Genomic DNA, 21,438 nt, shown 5'->3' with positions numbered 1-21,438 from the left:
CTCCCGGCGGCGGACGCCACCGCCTCAGTTCCGGTCTGCGCGTGGTCGCGCGATAGTGCGGCCGCGCCATTGCACTGCCTGCGACACCGTGGCAACGATGACCTTTACCTCACTCATCCTGTCCTAACTTGTCCTACCCCGCTTCCGGAGAACTTCGTTATGAACAAGCCCGCCGACCATGTCGCCAATGCCGCAACCGCTGCGGCGAACACCGTAACGGCTGCCGAACGTATCGACGCCAGCGCCGAGCGAGTGAAGCAGGCCACGTCCGACGCCGTCGACCGCACCAAGGATGTCGTGGATCGCGCGGCGGACAAGGTGGAATCTTCGTTGCACAACGCCACCGACAAGGCCGCCTATGGCGCGACGCGCGCGGCTGAGAAGGCGGAAGAGGCGAAGCTTCGCGGCAAGGAAGCCTACGGCGAAGCCGTCGACACCGCGAACGATTGGCTCGATACCGCGCGCGACTATGTTCGTGAGAAGCCGGTACAGTCCATCGCGATGGCGATCGCTGCCGGCTGGCTCGCCGGTCGTATCCTGCGTAGCTGATTCACTTCTCCCCGGGGGCTAGACGCATGTTGGAAGACGGTCCCTCGGGGCAGAGTAGGGCGGACGAACCGACGGCAGGGGCCGATGCGCCCAAGCTGGGCGGCGTGACGATGCCTGCGTGGTTCGACGATGTGCGCAGGCTGGGCGTCGGTCTGAAGAGCCTGTTTGGCGCTCAGCTGCGTCTTGCCGCCGCCGAGCTCGGGCTGGCCCGGAGTGGCGTGACCGTGATGCTGTTCATGGGGCTGGCTGCGATTGTCTTCGCTGTGGCGCTTGGATTCACCTTGCTGGCCCTGGCTGGTTGGGGTCTCGCTCAGTGGTTCGGTTCATGGGCATGGGCACTCACCGCACTCGCAGGGTTGCAGCTGATCCTCCTTGTCGTTGCCATTCTGGTATTTCGTCGCGCCATGCACTGGCTTACCCTTCCTGCCTCGCGGGCTGAGTTGGCGAGCCTTGCCCGCGAAGCGGCGAGGCAGGGCAAGGCCGAAGGCGAGCTGAAGGTGGAGAGCTGACGATGGGGATTTTCAACAGCATGGCGAAAGTCGCCAAGGCCCGCGCGGAAGTCGCTCTCGCACGGGAAGCCACCGTGCAACCGGCGGCGGCATTGATCGCCCGGGGTTACGAATACCCGTTGACAGTGCTCGGCATTGCCGCAGGTTCCGGTGTGCTCCTCAGTAGCATCAAGGTCAATCCGCTCGCGGTTCCTGGAGTGAGTGGCCTCGTGGCCGGCGGCACCGCGGATATCATCGGCAAGGTGATATCCATGGCTGCCGGCAGCTTCCTCGGCGACTTTGCCGGCGATGCTGCGGATGCCACGGCCGACGTGGCTGATGAAGTCGCGTGAGCGACTTCCCCAGCCCGTTACCTACGCCGGCGCCGGAAGCAGCCTCGCCGGGTGTTGCCGTGTCGTCGCTCGCTCTCGCACGCTCGCGCCGTAAGCCGGGCAGCAGCCGTAGCACGCGTCGCATATCGCGTCACCTCCGCGCCATTCGCATTTCCCTGACCGGGATGATCTTGCTCGCGACGGTCTACACGGTCGCCATCGGCAAATCGCTCCTCGTTCCGCTGGTGCTTGCCGCCTTCATCGGGCTGGCGCTGAATCCCATCGTGGTCGCTGCCGCGCGCATCCGCCTGCCACGCTGGTTCGCGGCGGTGACCGTCATGTTGCTGCTCGGGCTGGGGCTGGTCTCTGCGGTGGCGACCTTGTCGACGCCTGCGCTGAACTGGTTCCACGAGGCTCCGGCGGCGATGCGTACCTTCGCGCCGAAGATCAAGCCGATGACGCAGCAGATCGAGGCTGCCAGCCGTGCCACGCAGACTCTGGTCGGCGGGACGGTCGCGCGCAACGCGCCGCAGGCGGCAAACGACTTCAACTTCACTGCGTGGGACATCGTCGCCGGTGCGCCGAAGGTGCTGGCCAGCGTGCTGACCGTGGCGTTGCTGGTGTTCTTCTTCCTCGTCTACGGTGATGAGATCCTCCGGCGAGCGGTCGAGATATCGCCCACGTTCGCGTACAAGCGACACACGGTCAGTATCGTGCGAAGCATCCAGACCGAAGTGTCGAGTTACCTGCTACTGACGGCGGCGATCAACGTCACGCTCGGCCTGGTGACGGCAGGCATGCTTTACCTCTACGGTGTGCCGGATCCGCTGCTGTGGGGCTCGGTCGCCGCGATCGCCAACTTCATTCCGTATGTCGGGGCGATTACGACCACGACGATTCTCTCCGTCGTCGGCGTACTGCACTTCCAGGAGCTCGGCCCCGCGCTCCTGCCAGCGGCGACCTTCGCCGGCATCACGGCCATCGAAGGCAACTTGCTGACGCCCATGTTGCAGGGGCGTCGCTCGCGTTTGAGCCCCGTCGCCATCCTGCTGTGGCTCCTCGTCTGGGGCTGGATCTGGGGCATTCCCGGCGCCTTGCTCGCCGTGCCGATGCTGACCTGCGTGAAGCTCATCACTGCCAAGTTGCGCGGGTGGGAATGGTTCGCGCATATGATCTCGCGCTAAGGAACGTGTCGCCGGCGGGGGATAAATCATCTTCGAATGGATTCGATTTCATTGAGACACGGCAGTCCATCCAGGTTGCGATCATCCAGAAAGGCTATCAGTGCCTCGGCAAGTTGTTCGGTACGCTGCATTATCACCAAGTGATCGCTGCCCTTCACGGTCGCCAGAATTGCGTTCGGCAAACTTGACGCGCATATATGCACGGCGTCGATTGGCGAAAGTGCGTCGTGTTCACCGGTGATCACCAATGTCGGCCCAGGGAATGCCTTGCCATCAGAATAAAGTCGTGGTTGCAACGAGCGCCGCGGTTCTCTAAAAGCCCAGAACGCGTCGAGCCCGAGCCGCTGAAGGCGCTGAAGGCATATGTTCCGAACCTCATCCCTGTTATGTATATAAACCATCGGATCGTTGCAGGAAGCCAAGGCGACGAGGTGTCCGGCATACGCAAAGGTATCGCCTTCGTCGAGCCAGTGGCGTCCGCGTTCGAATTCTCTCATCGTCTCATCTGAGATCTCCGCGCCAAAGCCGATCAATACAAGACGATGGATTGCGTCCGGTCTCTCGCAAGCGAGCATATACGACGGTATGCATCCCATCGACACACCGATCAAATCCACCTTAGAGAGATTGAGGTGGTCCAGTAAGGCGCCCAGGCATGCCATCAGAAACAAAGGGCCGGCATCAGGCGCGGCTGCGAGCGAATCCTCGAAACCCGGAAGTTCGACAACAACGACCGCTCCATCGTGACTCAAAAGGTTCTCGAAGTGCGGCACGCCATACATGCCCTGGAACGCGGCAGGTACAATCAATTTGGGGGTCGAGCCGACGCCAAGCGTCCCGATAATCCTGAACGAAACGCGGTTTCCCTGGTACCCAAAGTCCTGGTGTCCATCTTGAGGGTCGGCGGGCAACCCTGCCACGGCATTGAGGACGAGAGACGCCTGTCTGGTCATCGTCCTACAGGCAAGCGCATCCGACCAGTTGATCGACACGTGGAAGTGCTCCTCCAGCGCGTGATGGAGCTGTGTCCAGCGTATCGAGTCTCCACCAGCGGTGAAGAAATCGGTGTTGTGATCGGCGGTCTCCGTCATCAAAATGCGATGCCAGATGTTTGATATCGCAGCAAGTGCATGGGAAAACGCAGGGTCGGAGGCAGTGGCGTGCCGGGAAACGTATCGAATCGAACACGGCACTGGGATCTTCGAGCTTCCCAGTATGCATACTCGATCCATAATCTGAGCGAGTCTCTCGTGCAGCGCCTTGTCTGTAACACACGCAACGCATTCAATGACGGGTTGTGTGTCGAAACCGACGTGTCGACGAAGTTCCGGTCCTCGAGCATTTACGCCGATAAGCATCCAGGGATCCGGACACGTCATTGCCGCCTGCAGACTCGCGAGAGCTTGCGCCCACACCATTGGCGGGTAATCCAGAAGCAGGCGTGACGCGGTGGTTCCCAGTCGGGCCGCCATCCCTTTTTCAGACCAGATTCCAAAGCCATAGCTTTTGCATATCCCACCATGCTCCATCTCTGTTCTCGCAATGGCATCCATCGCGCCGTTCGCAGAACAGTACGCGCCGCACCTTGCGGCGCCGCTATAGGCCATGGCCGACGAGAATAATATGACGGGAGAACCCCTGAGGCGTGCCCACGCCGTGAGGTGAAGTGCTCCTAATACCTTCGCTCTGGCCGATTGATCGAAGTCGTCGCGCGTCAGTTCGGTCAGCTCCTCTGTCTCGAAATGTCCTGCCATATGGAAGATAGCGTCGACAGATCCGAACCCTTGCTTCTCCAGTTCATCAAGGGCTCCTGTGAGCTCGGCCCCATTTGCAACGTCCGCCGACACATAGGTAAAGCCCACCCTGCGAGAGAGTTCGGTGAGTACATCAACTGACCTTTCGTCTGCTTCGATCTCAGCGAAAGATCGTCGGCCGATCACCGCTATCCGGGCTTGATACGTCGATGTGAGATATAGCGATAGCGTCGAGCCGATTCCGCCCAGGCCACCGGTAAGGATGTACGTGCCGCCATCACGAAAAGGATGAGGGAATTCACCGGCGTACTGTGAACTCCATGTAGGGATAAGCCGAGGCAAATATCGAACCTGATCTCTCCATGCGACTCGACGCTCAGCGCTGAAATGCGTCAGCTCGGCCAGAACATGTTGCGCGCCACTTTCATCATCACGCTCTACGTCAATACAGGAAAACGAAAAGCCGGGGTGCTCGATCGATGCGACCCTTAGAAGATCACGGAATGCCACGCGATCCATCTGTATGCGATCGCCAGCAGTTACAGCCTCGGATCGCGAGAGAGCGACCACCAGGCGGATGCGTGGAAGTGCCTCGCTAAATCCGCGAGCGAAAGCGGAGATCCAGGCACAGCGATCGAGATAGCGGCCGTAGGTGTCCGATCCAGTAAGCTCGTCGCGACCATCCGAAACGTCGTAATACACAACAAGCGTCGGCATCTTCGCGCGGACGTCTGCGAAGATGGATGCAAAGCAGGATCGATAATCGCTGAGCTCATTTGGGGCGACACGTTCTGTCCGGACCGCGACGCCTGCGCTTGCAAGCGATCGGGCCAGGGAGCTTGCGACGCACGACTCTCCGCCTTCGAGAATCAAGACGCTTTCGGGCATCGCAGGAGGGGAGAGGAAACTGCCGGCTCGCCATTTCTCGGTGTAATGCCAGGCTGGAAACGTCGATATGGAGGAGCCGATTCCTGGCTGAGTGGGGATGAGAGCGCCTTTGTAGCGAGCTGCGAGTTCGGCGCGTCGTATTTTCCCAAGATCCGTCTTTGGAACATCCGAGGGCGCTACGAACTCGATCCACGTTGGTGACACGCGGGCATTGACATAGAGGTGATTCCGGATGCCATCCCTCGCAAGGTCCGTCGGTGTGTCGCCTCTTATACTGCAGAAGATTGCCAGCCTGTCACTTGCAGCGCCAGGTGGACGAATCGCACAGGCAGCTGTGAACGACGGCTCAATGAAGGGTAGCTCCTCAACGATCGACTCCAGATCGTGAGAATAAAAATTGTTTCCGTTGACGATGATGGTGTCTTTACTTCTGCCGGTGATAGTTAGCGATCCGCCTGTGATGAACCCCAGGTCGCCGGTTCTGAACCAGCCATCCAGCGTGAAACTTTCACCGTTGGCTATTGCGTTGTACAGATAGCCGCTCGTTACCGTTGGACCTTTTACCTGAAGGTGCCCCGGCTTGCTCTCGCTTACGACAATGTCGTTATCATCGACGATCCTGCAGCGAGTCCCCGCAATTGGCCTGCCCACGCAGGCGAATACGTCGCTCTCCGCGTAATCCGTGACTTGAAATGGCATGAAGATGATCCCCGAGGCCGTCTCCGACATTCCCCAGGCTGGGCACATGGCGTCTGGGGGAAGACCGAAATCCTGAAGCCTCGCGAGCACGCGAGTCATACTTCTCGGTACGATAGCCTCACCGCCATTGAACATGAGCCTCATGCATTGTAGATCCCAGGATCGGATCTTCCGTTGGACGGGCTGTTCCAGGCGGTCCAATAGCATCGAATAGGCAAATTGCGGCGCCCAGGTAACGCTCGCTTTGAGCTGACTCATCTCGTCCAACCAAAGGAGGGGATCAGCGAGTATCCGCTGCGTCGGCACGAGAACCTGCTTGGCCCCGGAATAGAGAGCCTGAACATGCATCATCGCGATGCTTGCACCATGCTCCATAGGCATCCAGTGAAAGAACACGTCTCTTTCTGAAGTGCCAAAGCGCAGGATGCATCCACATACCTCTGCAATGATCGCGCTATGTCGAAGTGTGACAATTTTTGGTGTGCCGGTACTACCCGAAGTCGTCAACATCAGGGCGACAGGGTCCTCTCCGGAATCATAGGGATCGACGGATCTTGAAGAATCGGCATCCTCCTGGTGGATTAAGACCGTCTCACTTTCTCCCACATCCGCAACTTGTTGAACGCGACAACACGCGACTCTCGATCCCAGGACAGCAACGCGATCCAGTGATGACCGGATCGATATAAAACGCCGAGTTGCAGCCTCGGCGTCATCGGTTGTCCCAAGGGCAGGCAGCGGCAGTGCCACATACCCTCCGAGAAAGCACGCCCATATCGCTACTACGAAGTTTTCAATGTCGTCGTTGAGTATGATCACCGTATCGCCAGCGTGTACTTCCTTGGATCGGACGAGGCCGACAGTCCGGAGTGCTGTTGCATAAAGCTCGGCATATGTTTGTGTCGATCGTGTTCCATCTTGCTGGGTAAAAACACACGTTTGTCTCGGAAAGGATGCAACGGACTTCCTTATCAGGTCACCGATCGAGGATGGCATCATGTACCCGTCAGCGTCGTTCTTTGGCTCCGCCTCGGTGATAGCCGGACGATGGCTGACCGATACATTGTCGGCGGCCTCATGGACTAATGTGTGACTGGCATTGTCGCGATACGTGATTTTTCCCGTGCGAGGTTTTTCAGTCACTTCTTCCAAGGCGACGCTGCAGATCTGACCAGTTATCCCATGAAGAACGGACTCCCATTCTTTCGCAGTGACGGAGTCGACGTGAGGAATGTGCGACAAGATGGCGTCCACGTGGCTCGCGCTACCCGTGGGTAATGATGAGATCTGTGTGAACGTCAATCGAATCGAGGGATCGACAGTCGCAGCAGCGAGTCGATCTAGTTCGCTCTGTACGACGAGGAATCGTGAAACGTAGAACACACTGTATTCTGTTCGATCGATACGTTCGGTTCGTTTCACGATGCAGTCGTCTATATCGTGGCGTGCTAAGACCAAGCTTCTAAGTGATGATGCCAAGGTGTCGTATGGATTCACTTCCTTGTCTCCTCGGTTCGGGTGTCGCGTGATCCCGGTTTACACGAAAATATCGTCGTCGGCGCGGAAAAATTAAGGTCTGACTTGGGTCGGTGCTGATCCGAATTAAGAAGTTGACGTTTCGGCTGCCGAATCCGCGCCCATAATCGCTTCTCAGCACCGCCATCAACTCCGGCGCCTTGCTCGCAGTTCCGATGCTGGACTGCGTGAAACTCATCACTGCCGCAGGTTCGACTCCACCACGCAGCGGAGTATCCAGTCAGTCACCGAGGCGCTTGCGGCGACGTGTCTCGCCGTGCCGATCGTCTGTCCTGCTTTTACTCGCGAACGTCGCGCTGTCTACCAAGGCATGTCTCTGGCGGGATCGATCGGCTCGACGCTACGCGTGCTATCTGATTGTCCAGAACGGGGGTCACGCGAAGACGGTTGTTGCGCAGGGGACAAATCTACTTTGCGGTGCAGGCACGCAGAGATACTTGACCACATGGGCAGTATCGAATTGGCTGCCAACCTGTTCCGGTCTACGCAGACAGAGGAGAAGCTTCGCAAGGAGCTCGTAGGTACGAAGGCACAGGCAAACAAGATGCACCACGCCGTCGGTCAGCGTGTGCGTGCAACGATACGTGAGCTCGGCGGAACCATGCCCGAGGCATTGCCGGTACCTCAGAAGAGCATCCCGCAGCTTGAGCGAGAGAAGGCGAAGCGAATGAAGGCCGACGAGGGATGATGCAGGACAAGGCCGTCAATGACGCCCGGTGGACCATTTTGCGCACATGCGCAAAATGGTCGTAGCCAGTGTCATATCTACCAGGAAAGCTTCAACCGATCTCGAAAAAAGCCGCCGTTGGCAGCCTCACGCTCGGAGAGAAGCGCAGCCCAGACGATACCTTCGGCGCCTTCGGCCACGGGTCGTCCACCACTGCCGCCGAGCGCCGTGGCCGTCCAGCCCGGACAAACGGCGTTCACGAGGATCCCGCTGCCTTCAAGCTCGCGCGCGGCGACCTGCGTATAGGCATTGAGCGCTGCCTTCGATATGCGGTACGCCGGTGCGGTTTCGCCACACATATTGCTTACCGCGCACTCGCTTGAAACATTGACGACACGGCCATAGCCATGGCGACGCATCAACGGCAGGGCGGCCGCCGTCAGACACCACGCGCCGAGCAGGTTGGTATCGAACGCACCTCGAATCGCTTCGAGGTCCGGCTTGGAGACGCGCGCGTCGTGGTCGAAGTAGCCCCCCGCGTTGTTCACGAGGATGTCGAGCCGCCCGAAACGACCGTCGATATTGGCGATGGCAGCCTCGATGTCCGCGGTGCGCGTGACATCGAGCTTTATCGCGTAGGCGTCGCCCCCCATGTCACGCACGGCCTTCAGGGCCTTCTCGCCCTTCCCCGGCTGACGCATGCCCATGAACACGGTGACACCGAGCGATGCGAGTTGCTTGGAGACCTCAAGTCCGATACCCCGATTAGCGCCGCTCACCAGCGCGATACGCTGGCTGAGCGGCGGTTCAACGGCGGTCGGGTTCGATCGCTTCGTCTGCACGGGCAGGCGATGAACCTTCGCGGCGCTCATGGGGCTTTCGCAACCTCGCTACACGCGTTGTTTCCGCAGGCCTGCCAGCCACCACCGAGCGCTTTGTACAGCGACACGGCACGTGTATTGATACCGGCCTCGGCTTCCGCGAGCTGGTCTTCGGCCGAGAGCTGGGTACGTTCCGCATCGAGCAGTTCGAGGTAGTCGGTGCGGCCAGCGTCGTAGCGAAGCTTGGCCAGTTCGGCGGCGCGCCGGCTTTCCTTCGCCTGCACCACGAGCTTCTCGACGCGAATGCGCTGCTGGTTGAAGCCGACGAGCGAGTTATCGACATCTTCCAGTGCGCTGAGCACGGTACGGTCGTAATTCGCCTGGGCTTCCTCGGCGCGCGCCCGCGCGCCTCTCACGCCGGACGCCACGCGCTGTACGTTCAGGCCCGACCAGGAGATGCTCGGGGCGAGTTGCCATGCCCGCGAATCCGCACCGCCAAAGTCATTGCTGCGACCGGCAAGGAAACCGACGAAACCACCCAGGGTGATATGCGGGAAGTAGTCGGCCTTGGCCACACCGATACGTGCATTGGCGGCGGCGAGCTCGCGCTCGGCGATGCGGATGTCCGGACGGCGTTGCAGCACTTCGTCGGCACCACCGATGGCGAGGCTGACGTCGATCGGCTTGAACGTGGCCGGCGAGAGGTCGATGTCGAGCTCGCCCGGGCGCTCGCCAAGCAGCACCGCGATGCGGAACTGGTCGGCCTGGGCTTGGGTTTCGAGCACCGGCAACTGCGCCTCGACCGAGGCAAGGCGAGCCTTCGCGGAGGCGAGATCCTGCTCCGCCCCGGTGCCGACCTCCACGCGCGCATTGATCACCTTCAGCGAGTCCTGCTGGTTGGTGATGTCGCGCTTGGCCACGTCGATACGCAGCTGCGTGCCGCGCAGGTCAAAGTAGTTGCGAGCGACCTCGGCAAACAAGGTGACCTGCGCATCCTGCAGCGACGCCTCGCCGGCGCCGGCATCGGCACGCGCGGCCTCGACCGAACGACGGATGCCGCCGAACAGGTCGAGTTCCCACGAGGCGTCGAAGCCTGCCTGATACGACGTGATCGTCTGGCGCTGGTCGGTGAAGCCTGGCTGCTGTTCCCGTGCACGCGAATAATCCACGCCGGTCTCGACATCCGGAATCTGCTGTGACTTCGCGGTGCCGAGGGCGGCGCGCGCCTGCTTCAGGCGGGCAACTGCGATCCTCAGGTCCGGGCTGCCCTTCGCCGCGCGGACGATCAGGCTGTCCAGCGTCGGGTCACCGAACTGCTTCCACCACTGCGCCTGGAACGCTTCGTTGGTCTGCTGCGCCGGGTCGACGCCTTGCAGCGTGACCGGTGCTTCCTTCGGTGCGTGGTAGTCGGGCCCCACGCTCGCACAACCGGCGAGGACGAGGGCCGCGAAAAGTGCCGTAGTACGGAATACGATTTTCATGATCACGACTCCCGGGCCGCGTGTTCGAGCAGGCGACGTTCGCGGCGTGCCGCACGGTTCGCTGCCTGGCGCTCGTTCCAGCCGCGGATCAGCACATAGAAGAGCGGGGTGAAGATCAGGCCGAAGAAGGTGACGCCGAGCATGCCGGCAAACACCGCCACGCCCATCGCATGACGCATCTCGGCACCTGCACCGTGCGAGGTCACCAGCGGCACCACGCCCATGATGAAGGCGAACGAGGTCATCAGGATCGGACGCAGTCGCAGGCGGGCCGCTTCGAGCACGGCGTCCACACGGTTCATGCCTTCGATTTCCGCTTCGCGAGCGAACTCGACGATCAGGATGGCGTTCTTGCAGGCAAGGCCCACCAGCACGATCAAACCGATCTGGGTGAAGATGTTGTTGTCCCCGCCAGTCACGATGACACCGGCAATGGCAGACAGCAGCACCATCGGCACGATCAGGATGACGGCCAGCGGCAGGCTAAGGCTCTCGTACAGCGAGGCAAGCACCAGGAACACGAGCAGCACCGACAGCGGGAACACCAGTACCGCGGTGTTGCCGGCGAGGATCTGCTGGTAGGTCAGCTCGGTCCACTCGTAGCTCATGCCGTTCGGCAGGCTCGTGCTGAGCAGCTTCTCCATCGCATCCTGCGCCTGGCCCGTGCTGTAACCCGGAGCCGCGCCGCCGTTGATCTCGGCAGTGGGATAGCCGTTGTAATGCTGCACGCGATCCGGACCGTTGGTCTGGCGCATCGTCAGGAACGAGCCCAGCGGCACCAGGTCGCCGGCGGCATTGCGGGTCTTGAGGCCCACGACATCGGACGGTTCGTGGCGAAACGACGGCTCGGCGGACACGTTCACCTGATAGGTGCGGCCGAAGCGGTTGAAGTCGTTCACGTAGAGCGAACCGAGGTACGCCTGCATGGTCTGGAACACGTCGCCCAGGTCGATGCCTTCGGACTTCGCCTTCTCACGATCGATATCGGCGTCGAACTGCGGCACGTTCACCTGGAAGCTGCTGAACAGATGCGCGAGTTCCGGCGTCTTCTGGCTGGCTCCGATGATGCCCTGGGTCTGCTTGTAGAGCTCGTCGAAACCGAGGTCGCCACGATCTTCGAGCTGGACGCGGAAGCCGCCGATCGTGCCGAGGCCGTTGACCGGCGGCGGCGGGAAGATCGCGATGTAGGCACCCTGGATCGAGGCGAACTTGGCATTGAGGCGCGCGACGATGGCGTCGGCCGAGAGGTCCTTGTCGCGACGTTCCTCGAACGGCTTCAGCGTCACGAAGACGATGCCCGAGTTGGTGCTGTTGGTGAAGCCGTTGATCGACAGGCCGGGGAACTGCACGGCACTCGCGGCACCCGGATCCTTCAGGGCGATGTCACCCATTTCGCGGATCACGGTTTCGGTGCGATCGAGCGATGCCGCATCCGGCAGCTGCGCGAAGGCGACGAGGTACTGCTTGTCCTGTGGCGGCACGAAGCCGGTCGGGGTCCGGGCGAAGCCGAGTACACCGAGGCCGACGAGACCGGCGTAGAGCACCAGCATCACCACTGCGAAACGGAGGATCTTCTTGACGCCACCGACATAACCGTTCGAAGCGCGCTCGAACGTACGGTTGAACGGACGGAAGATCCAGCCGAGGCCGCGGTCCATCATGACCGTGAGCTTGTCCTTCGGCTCGTCGCGGCCCTTCAACAGCAAGGCAGCGAGCGCGGGGCTGAGCGTCAGCGAGTTGAATGCGGAGATCACCGTCGAGATGGCGATGGTCAGGGCGAACTGGCGATAGAACTGGCCGGTCAGGCCGCTGATGAACGCGGCGGGGACAAACACGGCGCACAGCACGAGTGCCGTCGCGACGATGGGTCCGGTGACTTCGGTCATGGCCTGGCGCGTGGCCATCTTCGGATCGAGCCCGTGCTCGATGTGTCGCTCGACGTTCTCCACGACCACGATCGCATCGTCGACGACGATACCGATCGCCAGCACCAGTCCGAACAGCGACAACGCGTTGAGCGAGAAGCCGACCAGATACATCACGGCGAACGTACCGATCAACGATACCGGTACGGCGACGAGCGGGATGATCGACGCGCGCCAGGTCTGCAGGAACAGGATCACGACGAGCACGACGAGGATGATCGCCTCGAACAGCGTATGCACCACGGCTTCGATCGAGCCGCGAACGAACACGGTCGGATCGTAGACGATGGTGTAGTCGACGCCTTGCGGGAAGTCCTTCTTCAGCGTGGCCATCTCGGCGCGCACTTCATCCGAAATCGCAATGGCGTTCGAACCGGGACGCTGGAAGATCGGGATCGCCACGGCTTCGCGGTTGTTCAGCAGGCTACGCAGGGCGTAGTTGTTCGAGCCCAGTTCCACGCGTGCGACGTCGCGCAGGTGGGTGACCGAACCTGTCGGGTCGCTGCGCACGATGATGTTGAGGAAGTCATCCTCGGTGACGAGGCGGCCCTGCGTGTTGATGTTGACCTGGAAGGCGTTCGAGTTCGGCCCCGGGGGCGCGTTGAGCGCACCGGCGGCGACTTCGATGTTCTGCTCGCGGACCGCCTTGATCACGTCACCCGTGGTCAGGTTGCGGATCGCCAGCTTCTCCGGGTTCATCCACACGCGCATGCTGTATTCACCGGCGCCGAACAGCTGGACGTCACCCACGCCGTCGAGACGGGCGAGCTGATCCTTGATGCGTGTACGGGCGTAGTTCGACAGGTAGAGCATGTCGTAACGGCTATCCGGCGAGGTAAGATGCACGACCATGGTCAGGTCGGGCGAGCTCTTGGTCGTCGTGACGCCGAGACGCTGCACTTCTTCAGGCAAGCGCGGCAGTGCCTGCGAAACACGGTTCTGCGTCTGAACCTGGGCGTTGTCGAGGTCGGTCCCGAGGGCGAAGGTGACCGTGAGGGTCATCTGGCCGTCGCTGGTCGACTGCGAGGAGGTGTAGAGCATGCCTTCCACGCCGTTGATCTGCTCTTCGAGCGGCGTGGCGACGGTTTCGGCGATGACCTTCGGGTTGGCGCCGGGATAGCTCGCCTTCACCACGACGGTCGGGGGGACGACCTCCGGGTATTCGCTGATCGGCAGCTTGAACACGGCGATACCGCCCGCGATCAGGAACAGCACCGACAGCACGCCCGCCAGGATGGGGCGTTCAACGAAATATTGCGCGATTTTCATGAGGATCAGTCCTGGTTCTGCGCCACGCTGTCGACGCCCGCAGGACGGGCGGCGGCGACGTTACGCGCGCTCTCCGGCACCAGCGAGGCCATCGCCACGCGCTTTGCATTTACTTCTACGCCGGGGCGCACGCGCTGCAGGCCGTTTACGACGACGACGTCCTCGGCGCTGAGGCCGGAGTCGACCACGCGCAGGCCATCCACCAGGGCACCGGTGGAGACGCGGCGGTACTCGACCTTCTTGTCCTTGCCGACGACATAGACGAACTTGTTGCCGAGGTCGGTGCCGACAGCCTTATCGTCGATCAGCGCGCGCGGCTGGGTGTTGCCGCTACGCAGTTCCACGCGCGCGAACAGGCCGGCGGTATAGGCGCCGTCGGTGTTCGGGAACACGGCGCGCAGACGGATTGTCCCCGCACCGGCGCGGATCTGGTTGTCGACGAAGTCGATCTTGCCGACATGCGGGTAGCCCTGTTCGTCGGCCAGGCCCATCTCGACGTCCGGTGCATGCCCATTCGCACGGCGCAGGCGGTCGAGCTTGAGGAAGGTCTGCTCGTCCACATCGAAGTAGACGTACATCGGATCGACGGTGACGACGCTGGTCAGCGTGTCGGTCGGGGTCACCAGGTTGCCCGCGGTGATCTGCGCGTTGCTGACCTTGCCGTCGACCGGCGCGCGGACTTCGGTGAAGGAGAGATTGAGGCGGGCGTTATCCAGCGCCGCCTGCACCGAGGCCACCTGCGCCTTGGCGCTGGCCGCGGCGGTATCGAGGCGATCGGCTTCTTCCTGCGAGACGGCGTGCTGCTGGACGAGCTTGCTGCCGCGCGCGGCATTGGCGTCGGCGTTCTTCGCCTCGGCCTTGGCCTGGGCGAGGTTGGCGGCAAGACGATCGCTCTCGGCGCGATAGGGGCGGGGATCGATGGTGAAGAGCAGATCGCCCTTCTTTACCGTCGCGCCCTCACGGAAATGCACGGTGTCGACGTAACCGCTGACACGGGGCTTGATCTGGATCGTGTCCACGGCCTGGATGCGGCCGGTGAAGGCATTGGCATCCGAGACGGGGCGCAGCAGGACCTGCGCCACGGTGACCTCGGGAGCCGGCTTGGCGGCGGCCGGTTCGGCGGCGTGGGTCGGCGAGCCGCCGGCACCGAGGACGAGCGCCGAGGCGATCGCGACAGCGAGTGCGGACGAACCGAATAGGAGTTTCTTCTTCATGACGAGGTCCTGAGAGCTTGATGAGTAGGCGGGAAAGTCGTGCGGCGGCGCAGGATGCAACCTCAACCTTGGTTGAGATCAAGCCGGTCCGTCTCAGGGGGCGTAATCTAGGTCTTGCTCGTCAAGGCTTAAATGGGTCTACAATCATCGCGCCTGTGATTCACAGTCACGAATGAAGATCCCCGGAGTCGGCGATGGAAGACTTTTCCGCTATCAGCGTTTTTGTCCGCGTGGTTGAGGCCAAGAGCTTTTCTTCCGCGGCGCAGCATCTAGAGATGACGCCGTCGGGTGTCAGTCGGGCGATTTCCCGCCTCGAGGAAAGCCTGGGGGCGAGACTGTTTTTCCGTTCGACACGATCATTGCGTTTGACCGACGATGGCTCCGCGTTCTACGCACGTTGCAAGGAGATCCTCGCCGATCTCACCGAGGCCACCGAGGCCCTGGGCTACGCGAAAACCAAGCCCGCAGGCAAGTTGAGGGTGGCGGCGTCGTCCGCCGTGGGGCGCGCGGCGATCATTCCGAACCTCGCCGAATTCGAGGCGAAGTTTCCCGATATCCGCCTCGAACTGACGATGTGCGACTTCCCGTTCGACCTGAACGAGGAAGGTTTCGATTGCGCCATCCGCATGGGTGAACTGGCCGATTCCAGCCTGATCGCCCGCAAGATCGGCCATTTCAGCAACGTCCTCTGTGCTTCGCCCGCCTATCTCGCGCGCCATGGCGTGCCGACCACCATCGAAGACCTCAAGACGCACCGCACGGTGAATTTCGTCCACCCGAGCACCGGCAAGCCGTCGCAGTGGCAGTTCGACTCCCCGAGTGGCCGCGTGTCCGTCGATGTCGATGCACACATGATGATCAATGACGGCGAGTCGGTGATCCAGGCCGCCATCGCTGGACTGGGTGTCATCCAGGCGCCGCATTGCCTCGCCGCGAGCGCGCTGGACAAGGGCCTGCTCGAGATCATCATGACCGACACGATCTCGACCGGCTCCAACCTCTGGATCGTCTACCCGCAGAAGCGTCATCTATCGGCCCGCGTACAGGCCTTCATCGAGTGGACCAGCGAGCTGTTCCAGCGCACCAGCACGCCGCAGTGCCAGATCGTGCAGGCGCAGATGGCCGAGCTGGACCGGATTCGCAAGCTCGGCCCGGCGCCCATCGCGGCGGTGGCGTAACCCGGCTTCATAAAACTTCACCCGGACTTCAGGCACTTCAGGGCGCCTGAAGGTCCACTCGGGGCTCTTCCCATGGAGCCCTCGACATGCGCCTTGCCCTCGTTGCCCTGATCCTCGTCGTCGCCCTGCCGGTGGCGGCGACTTCGTACCAGCCGCCCCGCGCCACCACCGATGGCTGGCCCGTCGCCGACGCGGCCCAGCTCGGCTGGGACACCGCCACGCTCGGCAGTCTCGATGACAAGGTGGCCGACGGCAGCTTCAAGCAGATCACCAGCGTGCTCGTGGTCGACCATGGCCGCCTCGTCTACGAGCACTACTTCAACGACGGCTCGGCCGACCTGCTCAACGATGTCCGGTCGGCCAGCAAGAGCCTCACGGCCATGCTCGTTGGCGCCGCTATCCAGCGCGGCGCGATCCGCGATGTGAAGGCACCCGTCTATGCGTTCTTCCCGGAGATCCCGGTGGATCACCCGGACCCGCGCCGGGCGGCGATCACCCTGGAGGACCTCATCACCATGAGTTCCATCCTCGAATGCGACGACGATAATCAGTTCTCCGCGGGCAACGAGGAGCGCATGTACGTCTCCGAGCGGTGGCTGGACTTCGCCCTGAACATCCCGATTCGCGGTTACGCGCCGTGGGTGGCCCGGCCCAAGGACTCACCGTATGGCCGCACGTTCTCGTATTGCACGGCGGGTGCCTTTCTTGCCGGAGCGGTGGTCGAGCGGGCGACGAAGATGCCGTTGGCCCGATTCGCCCGCGAGGTACTGGAGCAACCCCTGGGGATCACCCAGGTGACATGGAACACCTCGAGCGAGGGCGTCGGCATGGGCGGTGGCGGTACGCGGTACCGATCGCGCGACCTCGCGAAGATCGGCTCGCTGATTGCCGATGGCGGCCGGTGGCACGGCCAGCAGGTGTTGCCGAAGGCCTGGGTAGCGGCGATGCTGAGCCCGCACGCCCAGGCCCGCGATGACGCCGATTACGGTTACCTGTGGTGGCAATTCCGCTTCCCGATCGATGGCGTCGACACGAAGGTGTGGGCGATGAGCGGTAACGGCGGCAACTACGTCTTCGTGCTGCACGAGCGTGGCCTGGTGACCGTGATCACCAGCAAGGCCTACAACAAGAGTTTCGCCCATCCGCAATCGCAAGCCATCTTCCGCGATTACATCCTCAAGTCCCTGTCTCGCTGACGCTCGGCGTCGGTGGGCTGCCGTACCTTCAACTCCGGCGGACACCATGGGGCGGAAAGAACACGTTCCCGCTCCGCTGCCACGCGACGATCGATCGCTGCCAGCACGGCATCGAACGCGGGGTCGCTCGCGATGGCGGCAAACAACGGCGAGGCGCGGAGGTAGCCAGCGTCGCGCCAGCCCTTGTCGACGGCGTCGGATAGGGCGGCAAGTGCTCCCCGTTTGTCGCCAATGGCCTCTAGCAGTACCGCAAGCTCCATGCGGCTCGCCGGCCAGGGATCGTCGATAAGGCTGGCGCGCGTGTCGGCGATCCGCTGCGTGAGCCACGCTGTGCTTGCCGGAGTGGCGCCGTACACCGTGGTAAGCGTCGTCGCCAGTCGCGAATCCGGGCGTAGCGCATGGGCCTCAGCGAACGCGTTGGCGGCAGCGACGCGATCGTTACGCCGAAGGGCGAGCTCGCCATCGAGCTGGGCGAGTTCGGCTCGCGGGGTGCCGCGTGTTCGTGCCTGCGCCACCGCCGCGCGTGCTTCGTCGAAGCGGCCGTGCGCGAAAAGAAAGGCGGGCCAGGCGATGTTCGAGAAGACACTGTCGGGCGTCAGTTCGAAAACGCGTCGAAAGCGGACTTCCGCTTCGGCACTGAAGCCGAGCAGCTCGTACTCGCGCGCGACCTGCACATCGCGGAAGCGCACGCGTCCCGGGTCGCGGCGCATGTCGAGATTGGAACGCAGGGCATCGGCGAGGCGGCCCTGCTCCTGATACAGATAAGCAGCCGACGAGCGGCTGGCGTCGTCGGCGGGGTCGAGCTGCACGGCATGTTCATAGCCGGCAATCGCTCCTGAAATGTCACCAAGGCAATCGTGGGCGTAGCCGAGCGCGGACCACGCGACGGCAAGGTCGGGTCGCAACGCGGTCGCACGGCTTGCCAGCCGCAAGGCATCGCGGGCGTCATCCGCACCGGTGTTGTAAAGACAGGTGCGCGCCGACCGCGTGCGGCTCGCGCCAGTCAGTGCATCGGCATCGTCGGGTGCTTCGTGCAAGGCCCGGTCGTAAAGCGCCAGGGCGCGTTCGTTGTTGTCGCGCTGGCCCATGGCTGCGTACCAGTGCGCGCGCTGCAGCAACTCCTGCTGGGCGGTAGGCACCGGCTTTTGCTCATGGCCGAGAAAGCCAGCGCCCAGCGCCACCGCCGCCAGCACGCCGACCGCGGCCAGTGCCGGCCAGACCGAATGCCGTCGTCGCCCGGCGTCCGCCGCCATGCTTTCAGGCAGTGCGCCCAGTTGGTACCCACGCCCACGCACCGTGCGTATGTAGCGGGGCTGTCGCGCGTCGTCGCCGATCGCCTGGCGAAGCAGGCGCACGCGCTGGGTCACGGTTTCCTCGTTCACCAAGGCAGGCGCCCAGACGACCGCCATCAGCTCGTCGAAGCCGACGACCCGATCGCCGCGTTCAACGAGACAGGCCAGCAGCTGGAAGCTGAGACCGGTGACGTCGAGCACGACGTCACCGCGTTCGACCCGCTGGCGAGACAGGTCGATCGTAAGATCGAGCAGCCGATAGCGGGTGGTCATCGTCGGTGACTCAGCCGCCTGCGGGAAGCAGGAGCAGCAGGGCGATACCGAGGATGATGCGATACACGGCGAACGCTGTGAACTTGTGCGAACGGATATAGCCGAGCAACCACTTCACCGCGACGAACGCGACGATCGTGGAGACGACGAAAGCAACGGCGAGACCGGTCCAGTCTTCACCCGCCGCACCGCCGTGCTTGAAGGTCTTCAGCAGCTCGTAGCCCGTGGCCGCGTACATGGTCGGAATGCCGACCAGGAAGGCAAACTCGGTGGCGGCCGCGCGATTGCTGGTACCCGCGAGCATGGCCACGAAAATGGTCGAGGCGGAACGCGACGTACCCGGGAAGATGCCCGCAATAATTTGCGCCAGGCCGACGAGGATGGCCACGCGCCACGAGATGGCGACCTGATCGGGCCGGTTCATCGCGACCTTCTCGGCCACGATCATCCAGATGCCGCCGGCGATCAGTGCCCAGGCGATCGGCGTGATCGTCTCCGGCAGCTTGAATCCGAGTTTCGTCACGACCAGGCCGAGCGCAGCCGTTATCAGGAAGGCGACCGCCAACTTCATGACGTAGTCGCGGGTTTCCGGGCGGCGCCAGTTCTGGACCATGCTCCAGAGTGTTCGCCAGTAAATGAAGGTCACCGCGAGGATCGCGCCGGCCTGGATCGCCACGTTGAACAGATCCGACCGTGCGCCTAGCCAGCGTTCCGCGATGAGCAGGTGGCCGGTGCTGGAGATGGGCAGGAATTCGGTGATCCCTTCGACGATGCCGAGGAGGATGGCGCTGATCAGGTCGTTCACTGGCTAAGCATTCCGGACGGGGGGGCGGGGCATAGCTTAGCCGCTGGCAGGCGCCATCACGCGGTGCGCACGCGCTGCACTGATATTTTTCCCTGTCGTAAGAAATCCTCATTCGGAATGCCATGGCGTCTTCATCCCCCCGGTTCCGTCGTCGACGTGACGGACGCCGTCTTGCGGTTCTCGGTGCCGCCCTGCTTATGGGCGCTTGCGCGCCGGCCGTGCGGCCACCTTCCTTCGCTCCGCGCGAAGACGTACCGATCGCCGGCTTGCCAACGACGCAAGCCGGCTGGCCGCAACCGGAGTGGTGGAAGCGCTACAGCGATCCGCAGCTGGATCACATCGTCGACCTCGCGATGCGTGGCTCGCCGGATATGGAGCAGGCGGAGGCCCGCTATCGCGCCGCCATGCGTGCCGTCGATTCCGCCAGGGCCGAGCTGAACCCTCAGGTGCGTGGCCTCGTCAGCGGAAACCACGGTTACAGCGATGTGGCGGTCAAGGGTGAGGTCCCCGGCGCGGCGGGCAGCGCGCAACGATTCCAGCTCAATCCTGGCAGCAGCTGGAGCAACAGCGGTGCGGCTGGCGCTCTGGCCACCTGGGACATCGATCTGTGGGGCAAGCAGAAGGATGCCGTGTCCGCCGCCGTCGGACAGGCACGCGCCGCCGAGGCCGAGCGTGCGTCGGCCGCGACGTCGTTGCAGTACAACGTGGTCAACACGTACTACGACTGGCAGGCACAGCAGGCCCGGCTGGCGGTGGCGCAACATGCCGCCCACAGCTCGGCCGATTACCGCGAACTGGTCGAGCTTCGTGTCCACGGCGGGCTGGACGATCCGACCAACCTCGACCAGGCCGACGGCCAGCTTGCGCAGCAGCGACGTGCCGTCGCCCAGCTGGAGGGTGCGTCGAGCCTGGATGTCGTCCAGTTGGCGGCCCTGGCCGGCGTCTCGCCCAGGGATCTCGGCACGCTGACGCCATCAGCCTTGCCGACGCCCGACGCGAGCCTGCCCGCCGACGCGCGGCTCGGCCTCCTGGCGCGCCGCCCCGACATCACCGCGGCGCGCTGGCAGATCGAGGCCTCGTCGAAAAACATCGATCAGGCACGCAAGGCCTATTACCCCGATGTGAGTCTGATGGCGCTGGGCGCCTTCCTTCGCACTTACCCCGACCTCGGTTCTGGCACGCGCACGGACCTTTCGCTTGGCAACATTGGCCCGTCGATCCAATTGCCCCTCTTCAGCGGCGGCCGCCTGCGTGCCCAGTTCGAGAGCGCGCAGGCCCAGCTGGACAGCGCGGTAGCCCAGTACGACGGCGCTGTCGTACAGGCTGCCGGGCAGATCRCCCAGGGTGTCACCACCTTGCAGATGCTGGACGATCAGCGCGTGCAGGTCGACAGGCAGTACGAGGCGAGCGCGGCACAACGGACCAAGGCGGCGGATCGCCGATCCAAGGGCCTTATCGACGACCGTACCTGGCTCAACGCCGATATGCAGCTTGACCAGCAGCGCGATGCGCGCCTGCAACTCACCAGCCAGATGCTCTCGGCGAACCTCTCCCTTATCCACGCACTCGGCGGCGGTTACTACGCCGACGATGCTCCTGCTCTTCCGGCTGGCAACGCCGGCAAGGACTCCCCGCGATGACCACAGAAAACGACGAGCCACGCGACGAAGGTGAAGCCGGCACCGCGCCGTTGCCTTTCAAGTATCGCTACAAGTACCTGCACAAGTATGGGGACGAATCGCCGCGCGGCGAGCGTGACGACGACCGTAAAGACGGCAAGCCGGGCGATGAGGGCGAAGCCGAAGGCAAGGACGAGGCCAAGAAGGACGGCGACAGCGACGACAGCGACGCCAAGGACGCCAAGGACAAAGACAAGGATGGCAAGGA

Annotated in this window: 16 protein-coding genes and 1 pseudogene; 10 read left to right on the top strand and 7 right to left on the bottom strand. The window is 62.9% G+C overall.

Annotated elements, in window-relative coordinates; all coding sequences use genetic code 11:
• Positions 1–159: 159 nt before the first annotated feature.
• From AC1DYM_RS19590 to AC1DYM_RS19575, 4 genes are read left to right on the top strand one after another with little or no spacing between them, the layout of a single operon-like run.
• A complete protein-coding gene (locus tag AC1DYM_RS19590; protein WP_477341182.1) occupies positions 160–549 on the top strand; it encodes an ElaB/YgaM/YqjD family protein in 390 nt (129 codons plus the stop codon).
• A gap of 26 nt (positions 550–575) precedes the next feature.
• Positions 576–1,058: a phage holin family protein gene (locus AC1DYM_RS19585; RefSeq protein ID WP_477341180.1), complete on the top strand. Its 483-nt coding sequence runs from the start codon at positions 576–578 to the stop codon at positions 1,056–1,058.
• 20 nt (positions 1,059–1,078) lie between these two features.
• Positions 1,079–1,390 carry a hypothetical protein gene (locus AC1DYM_RS19580; RefSeq protein ID WP_477341178.1) on the top strand — a complete coding sequence of 104 codons (312 nt, stop codon included), beginning with the start codon at positions 1,079–1,081 and terminating at the stop codon, positions 1,388–1,390.
• Complete coding sequence (locus tag AC1DYM_RS19575) at positions 1,387–2,553, top strand: AI-2E family transporter (RefSeq protein ID WP_477341176.1); 1,167 nt, start codon at positions 1,387–1,389, stop codon at positions 2,551–2,553. Before AC1DYM_RS19580 ends, AC1DYM_RS19575 begins: the two co-directional genes overlap by 4 nt.
• 26 nt (positions 2,554–2,579) lie before the next feature.
• Here AC1DYM_RS19575 and AC1DYM_RS19570 read toward each other — a convergent pair whose 3' ends face one another.
• The gene (locus tag AC1DYM_RS19570; protein WP_477341174.1) at positions 2,580–7,316 is read right to left on the bottom strand and encodes an alpha/beta fold hydrolase; all 4,737 of its coding nucleotides are present in this window, start codon (positions 7,314–7,316) and stop codon (positions 2,580–2,582) included.
• Between the two features lie 217 nt (positions 7,317–7,533).
• On the opposite strand from AC1DYM_RS19570, the pseudogene AC1DYM_RS19565 reads away from it, so the two are divergent.
• Together AC1DYM_RS19565 and AC1DYM_RS19560 are read left to right on the top strand one after the other, a co-directional pair.
• Positions 7,534–7,746 (top strand): annotated as a pseudogene (locus AC1DYM_RS19565) (four-carbon acid sugar kinase family protein); the annotation flags it as partial.
• Between the two features lie 129 nt (positions 7,747–7,875).
• Positions 7,876–8,118, top strand: a complete 243-nt coding sequence (locus AC1DYM_RS19560; protein ID WP_477341173.1) for a hypothetical protein — start codon at positions 7,876–7,878, stop codon at positions 8,116–8,118.
• A 77-nt stretch (positions 8,119–8,195) separates the two neighbouring features.
• Here the strand turns inward: AC1DYM_RS19560 and AC1DYM_RS19555 are convergent, their stop codons facing one another.
• Genes AC1DYM_RS19555 through AC1DYM_RS19540 form a run of 4 tightly spaced genes read right to left on the bottom strand, consistent with a single transcriptional unit; the run spans position 8,196 to position 14,807 of the window.
• On the bottom strand, positions 8,196–8,969 hold the full coding sequence (locus AC1DYM_RS19555; protein ID WP_477341171.1) for an SDR family NAD(P)-dependent oxidoreductase: 774 nt from the start codon (positions 8,967–8,969) through the stop codon (positions 8,196–8,198).
• Positions 8,966–10,399 (bottom strand): efflux transporter outer membrane subunit, encoded by a 1,434-nt coding sequence (locus tag AC1DYM_RS19550; RefSeq protein ID WP_477341169.1) that lies wholly within the window; start codon positions 10,397–10,399, stop codon positions 8,966–8,968. Before AC1DYM_RS19550 ends, AC1DYM_RS19555 begins: the two co-directional genes overlap by 4 nt.
• A gap of 2 nt (positions 10,400–10,401) precedes the next feature.
• Positions 10,402–13,593: an efflux RND transporter permease subunit gene (locus tag AC1DYM_RS19545; protein WP_477341167.1), complete on the bottom strand. Its 3,192-nt coding sequence runs from the start codon at positions 13,591–13,593 to the stop codon at positions 10,402–10,404.
• Positions 13,594–13,598: 5 nt separating this feature from the next.
• Positions 13,599–14,807: an efflux RND transporter periplasmic adaptor subunit gene (locus AC1DYM_RS19540; protein WP_477341165.1), complete on the bottom strand. Its 1,209-nt coding sequence runs from the start codon at positions 14,805–14,807 to the stop codon at positions 13,599–13,601.
• A 194-nt stretch (positions 14,808–15,001) separates the two neighbouring features.
• Between AC1DYM_RS19540 and AC1DYM_RS19535 the strand changes: the two genes are divergently transcribed.
• Together AC1DYM_RS19535 and AC1DYM_RS19530 are read left to right on the top strand one after the other, a co-directional pair.
• A complete protein-coding gene (locus AC1DYM_RS19535) occupies positions 15,002–15,985 on the top strand; it encodes a LysR family transcriptional regulator (RefSeq protein WP_046965764.1) in 984 nt (327 codons plus the stop codon).
• Positions 15,986–16,071: 86 nt separating this feature from the next.
• On the top strand, positions 16,072–17,181 hold the full coding sequence (locus tag AC1DYM_RS19530; RefSeq protein WP_477341162.1) for a serine hydrolase domain-containing protein: 1,110 nt from the start codon (positions 16,072–16,074) through the stop codon (positions 17,179–17,181).
• On the opposite strand, the gene AC1DYM_RS19525 is transcribed toward AC1DYM_RS19530, so the two are convergent.
• Both AC1DYM_RS19525 and AC1DYM_RS19520 read right to left on the bottom strand, forming a co-directional pair.
• Complete coding sequence (locus tag AC1DYM_RS19525; RefSeq protein WP_477341160.1) at positions 17,154–18,746, bottom strand: winged helix-turn-helix domain-containing protein; 1,593 nt, start codon at positions 18,744–18,746, stop codon at positions 17,154–17,156. The genes AC1DYM_RS19530 and AC1DYM_RS19525 overlap by 28 nt on opposite strands.
• 10 nt (positions 18,747–18,756) lie before the next feature.
• A complete protein-coding gene (locus AC1DYM_RS19520; protein ID WP_477341158.1) occupies positions 18,757–19,551 on the bottom strand; it encodes an undecaprenyl-diphosphate phosphatase in 795 nt (264 codons plus the stop codon).
• A 122-nt stretch (positions 19,552–19,673) separates the two neighbouring features.
• Between AC1DYM_RS19520 and AC1DYM_RS19515 the strand changes: the two genes are divergently transcribed.
• Positions 19,674–21,191 (top strand): efflux transporter outer membrane subunit, encoded by a 1,518-nt coding sequence (locus AC1DYM_RS19515; RefSeq protein WP_477341156.1) that lies wholly within the window; start codon positions 19,674–19,676, stop codon positions 21,189–21,191.
• On the top strand, positions 21,188–21,438 hold a 251-nt coding region (locus AC1DYM_RS19510; RefSeq protein ID WP_477341154.1), incomplete at its 3' end, for a hypothetical protein. The genes AC1DYM_RS19515 and AC1DYM_RS19510, both read left to right, overlap by 4 nt.

The organism is Luteibacter sp. P1_D3, assembly GCF_056406135.1.
Note: the sequence above shows the minus strand (reverse complement) of the source record. Positions and strands in the feature narration are given on the sequence as shown.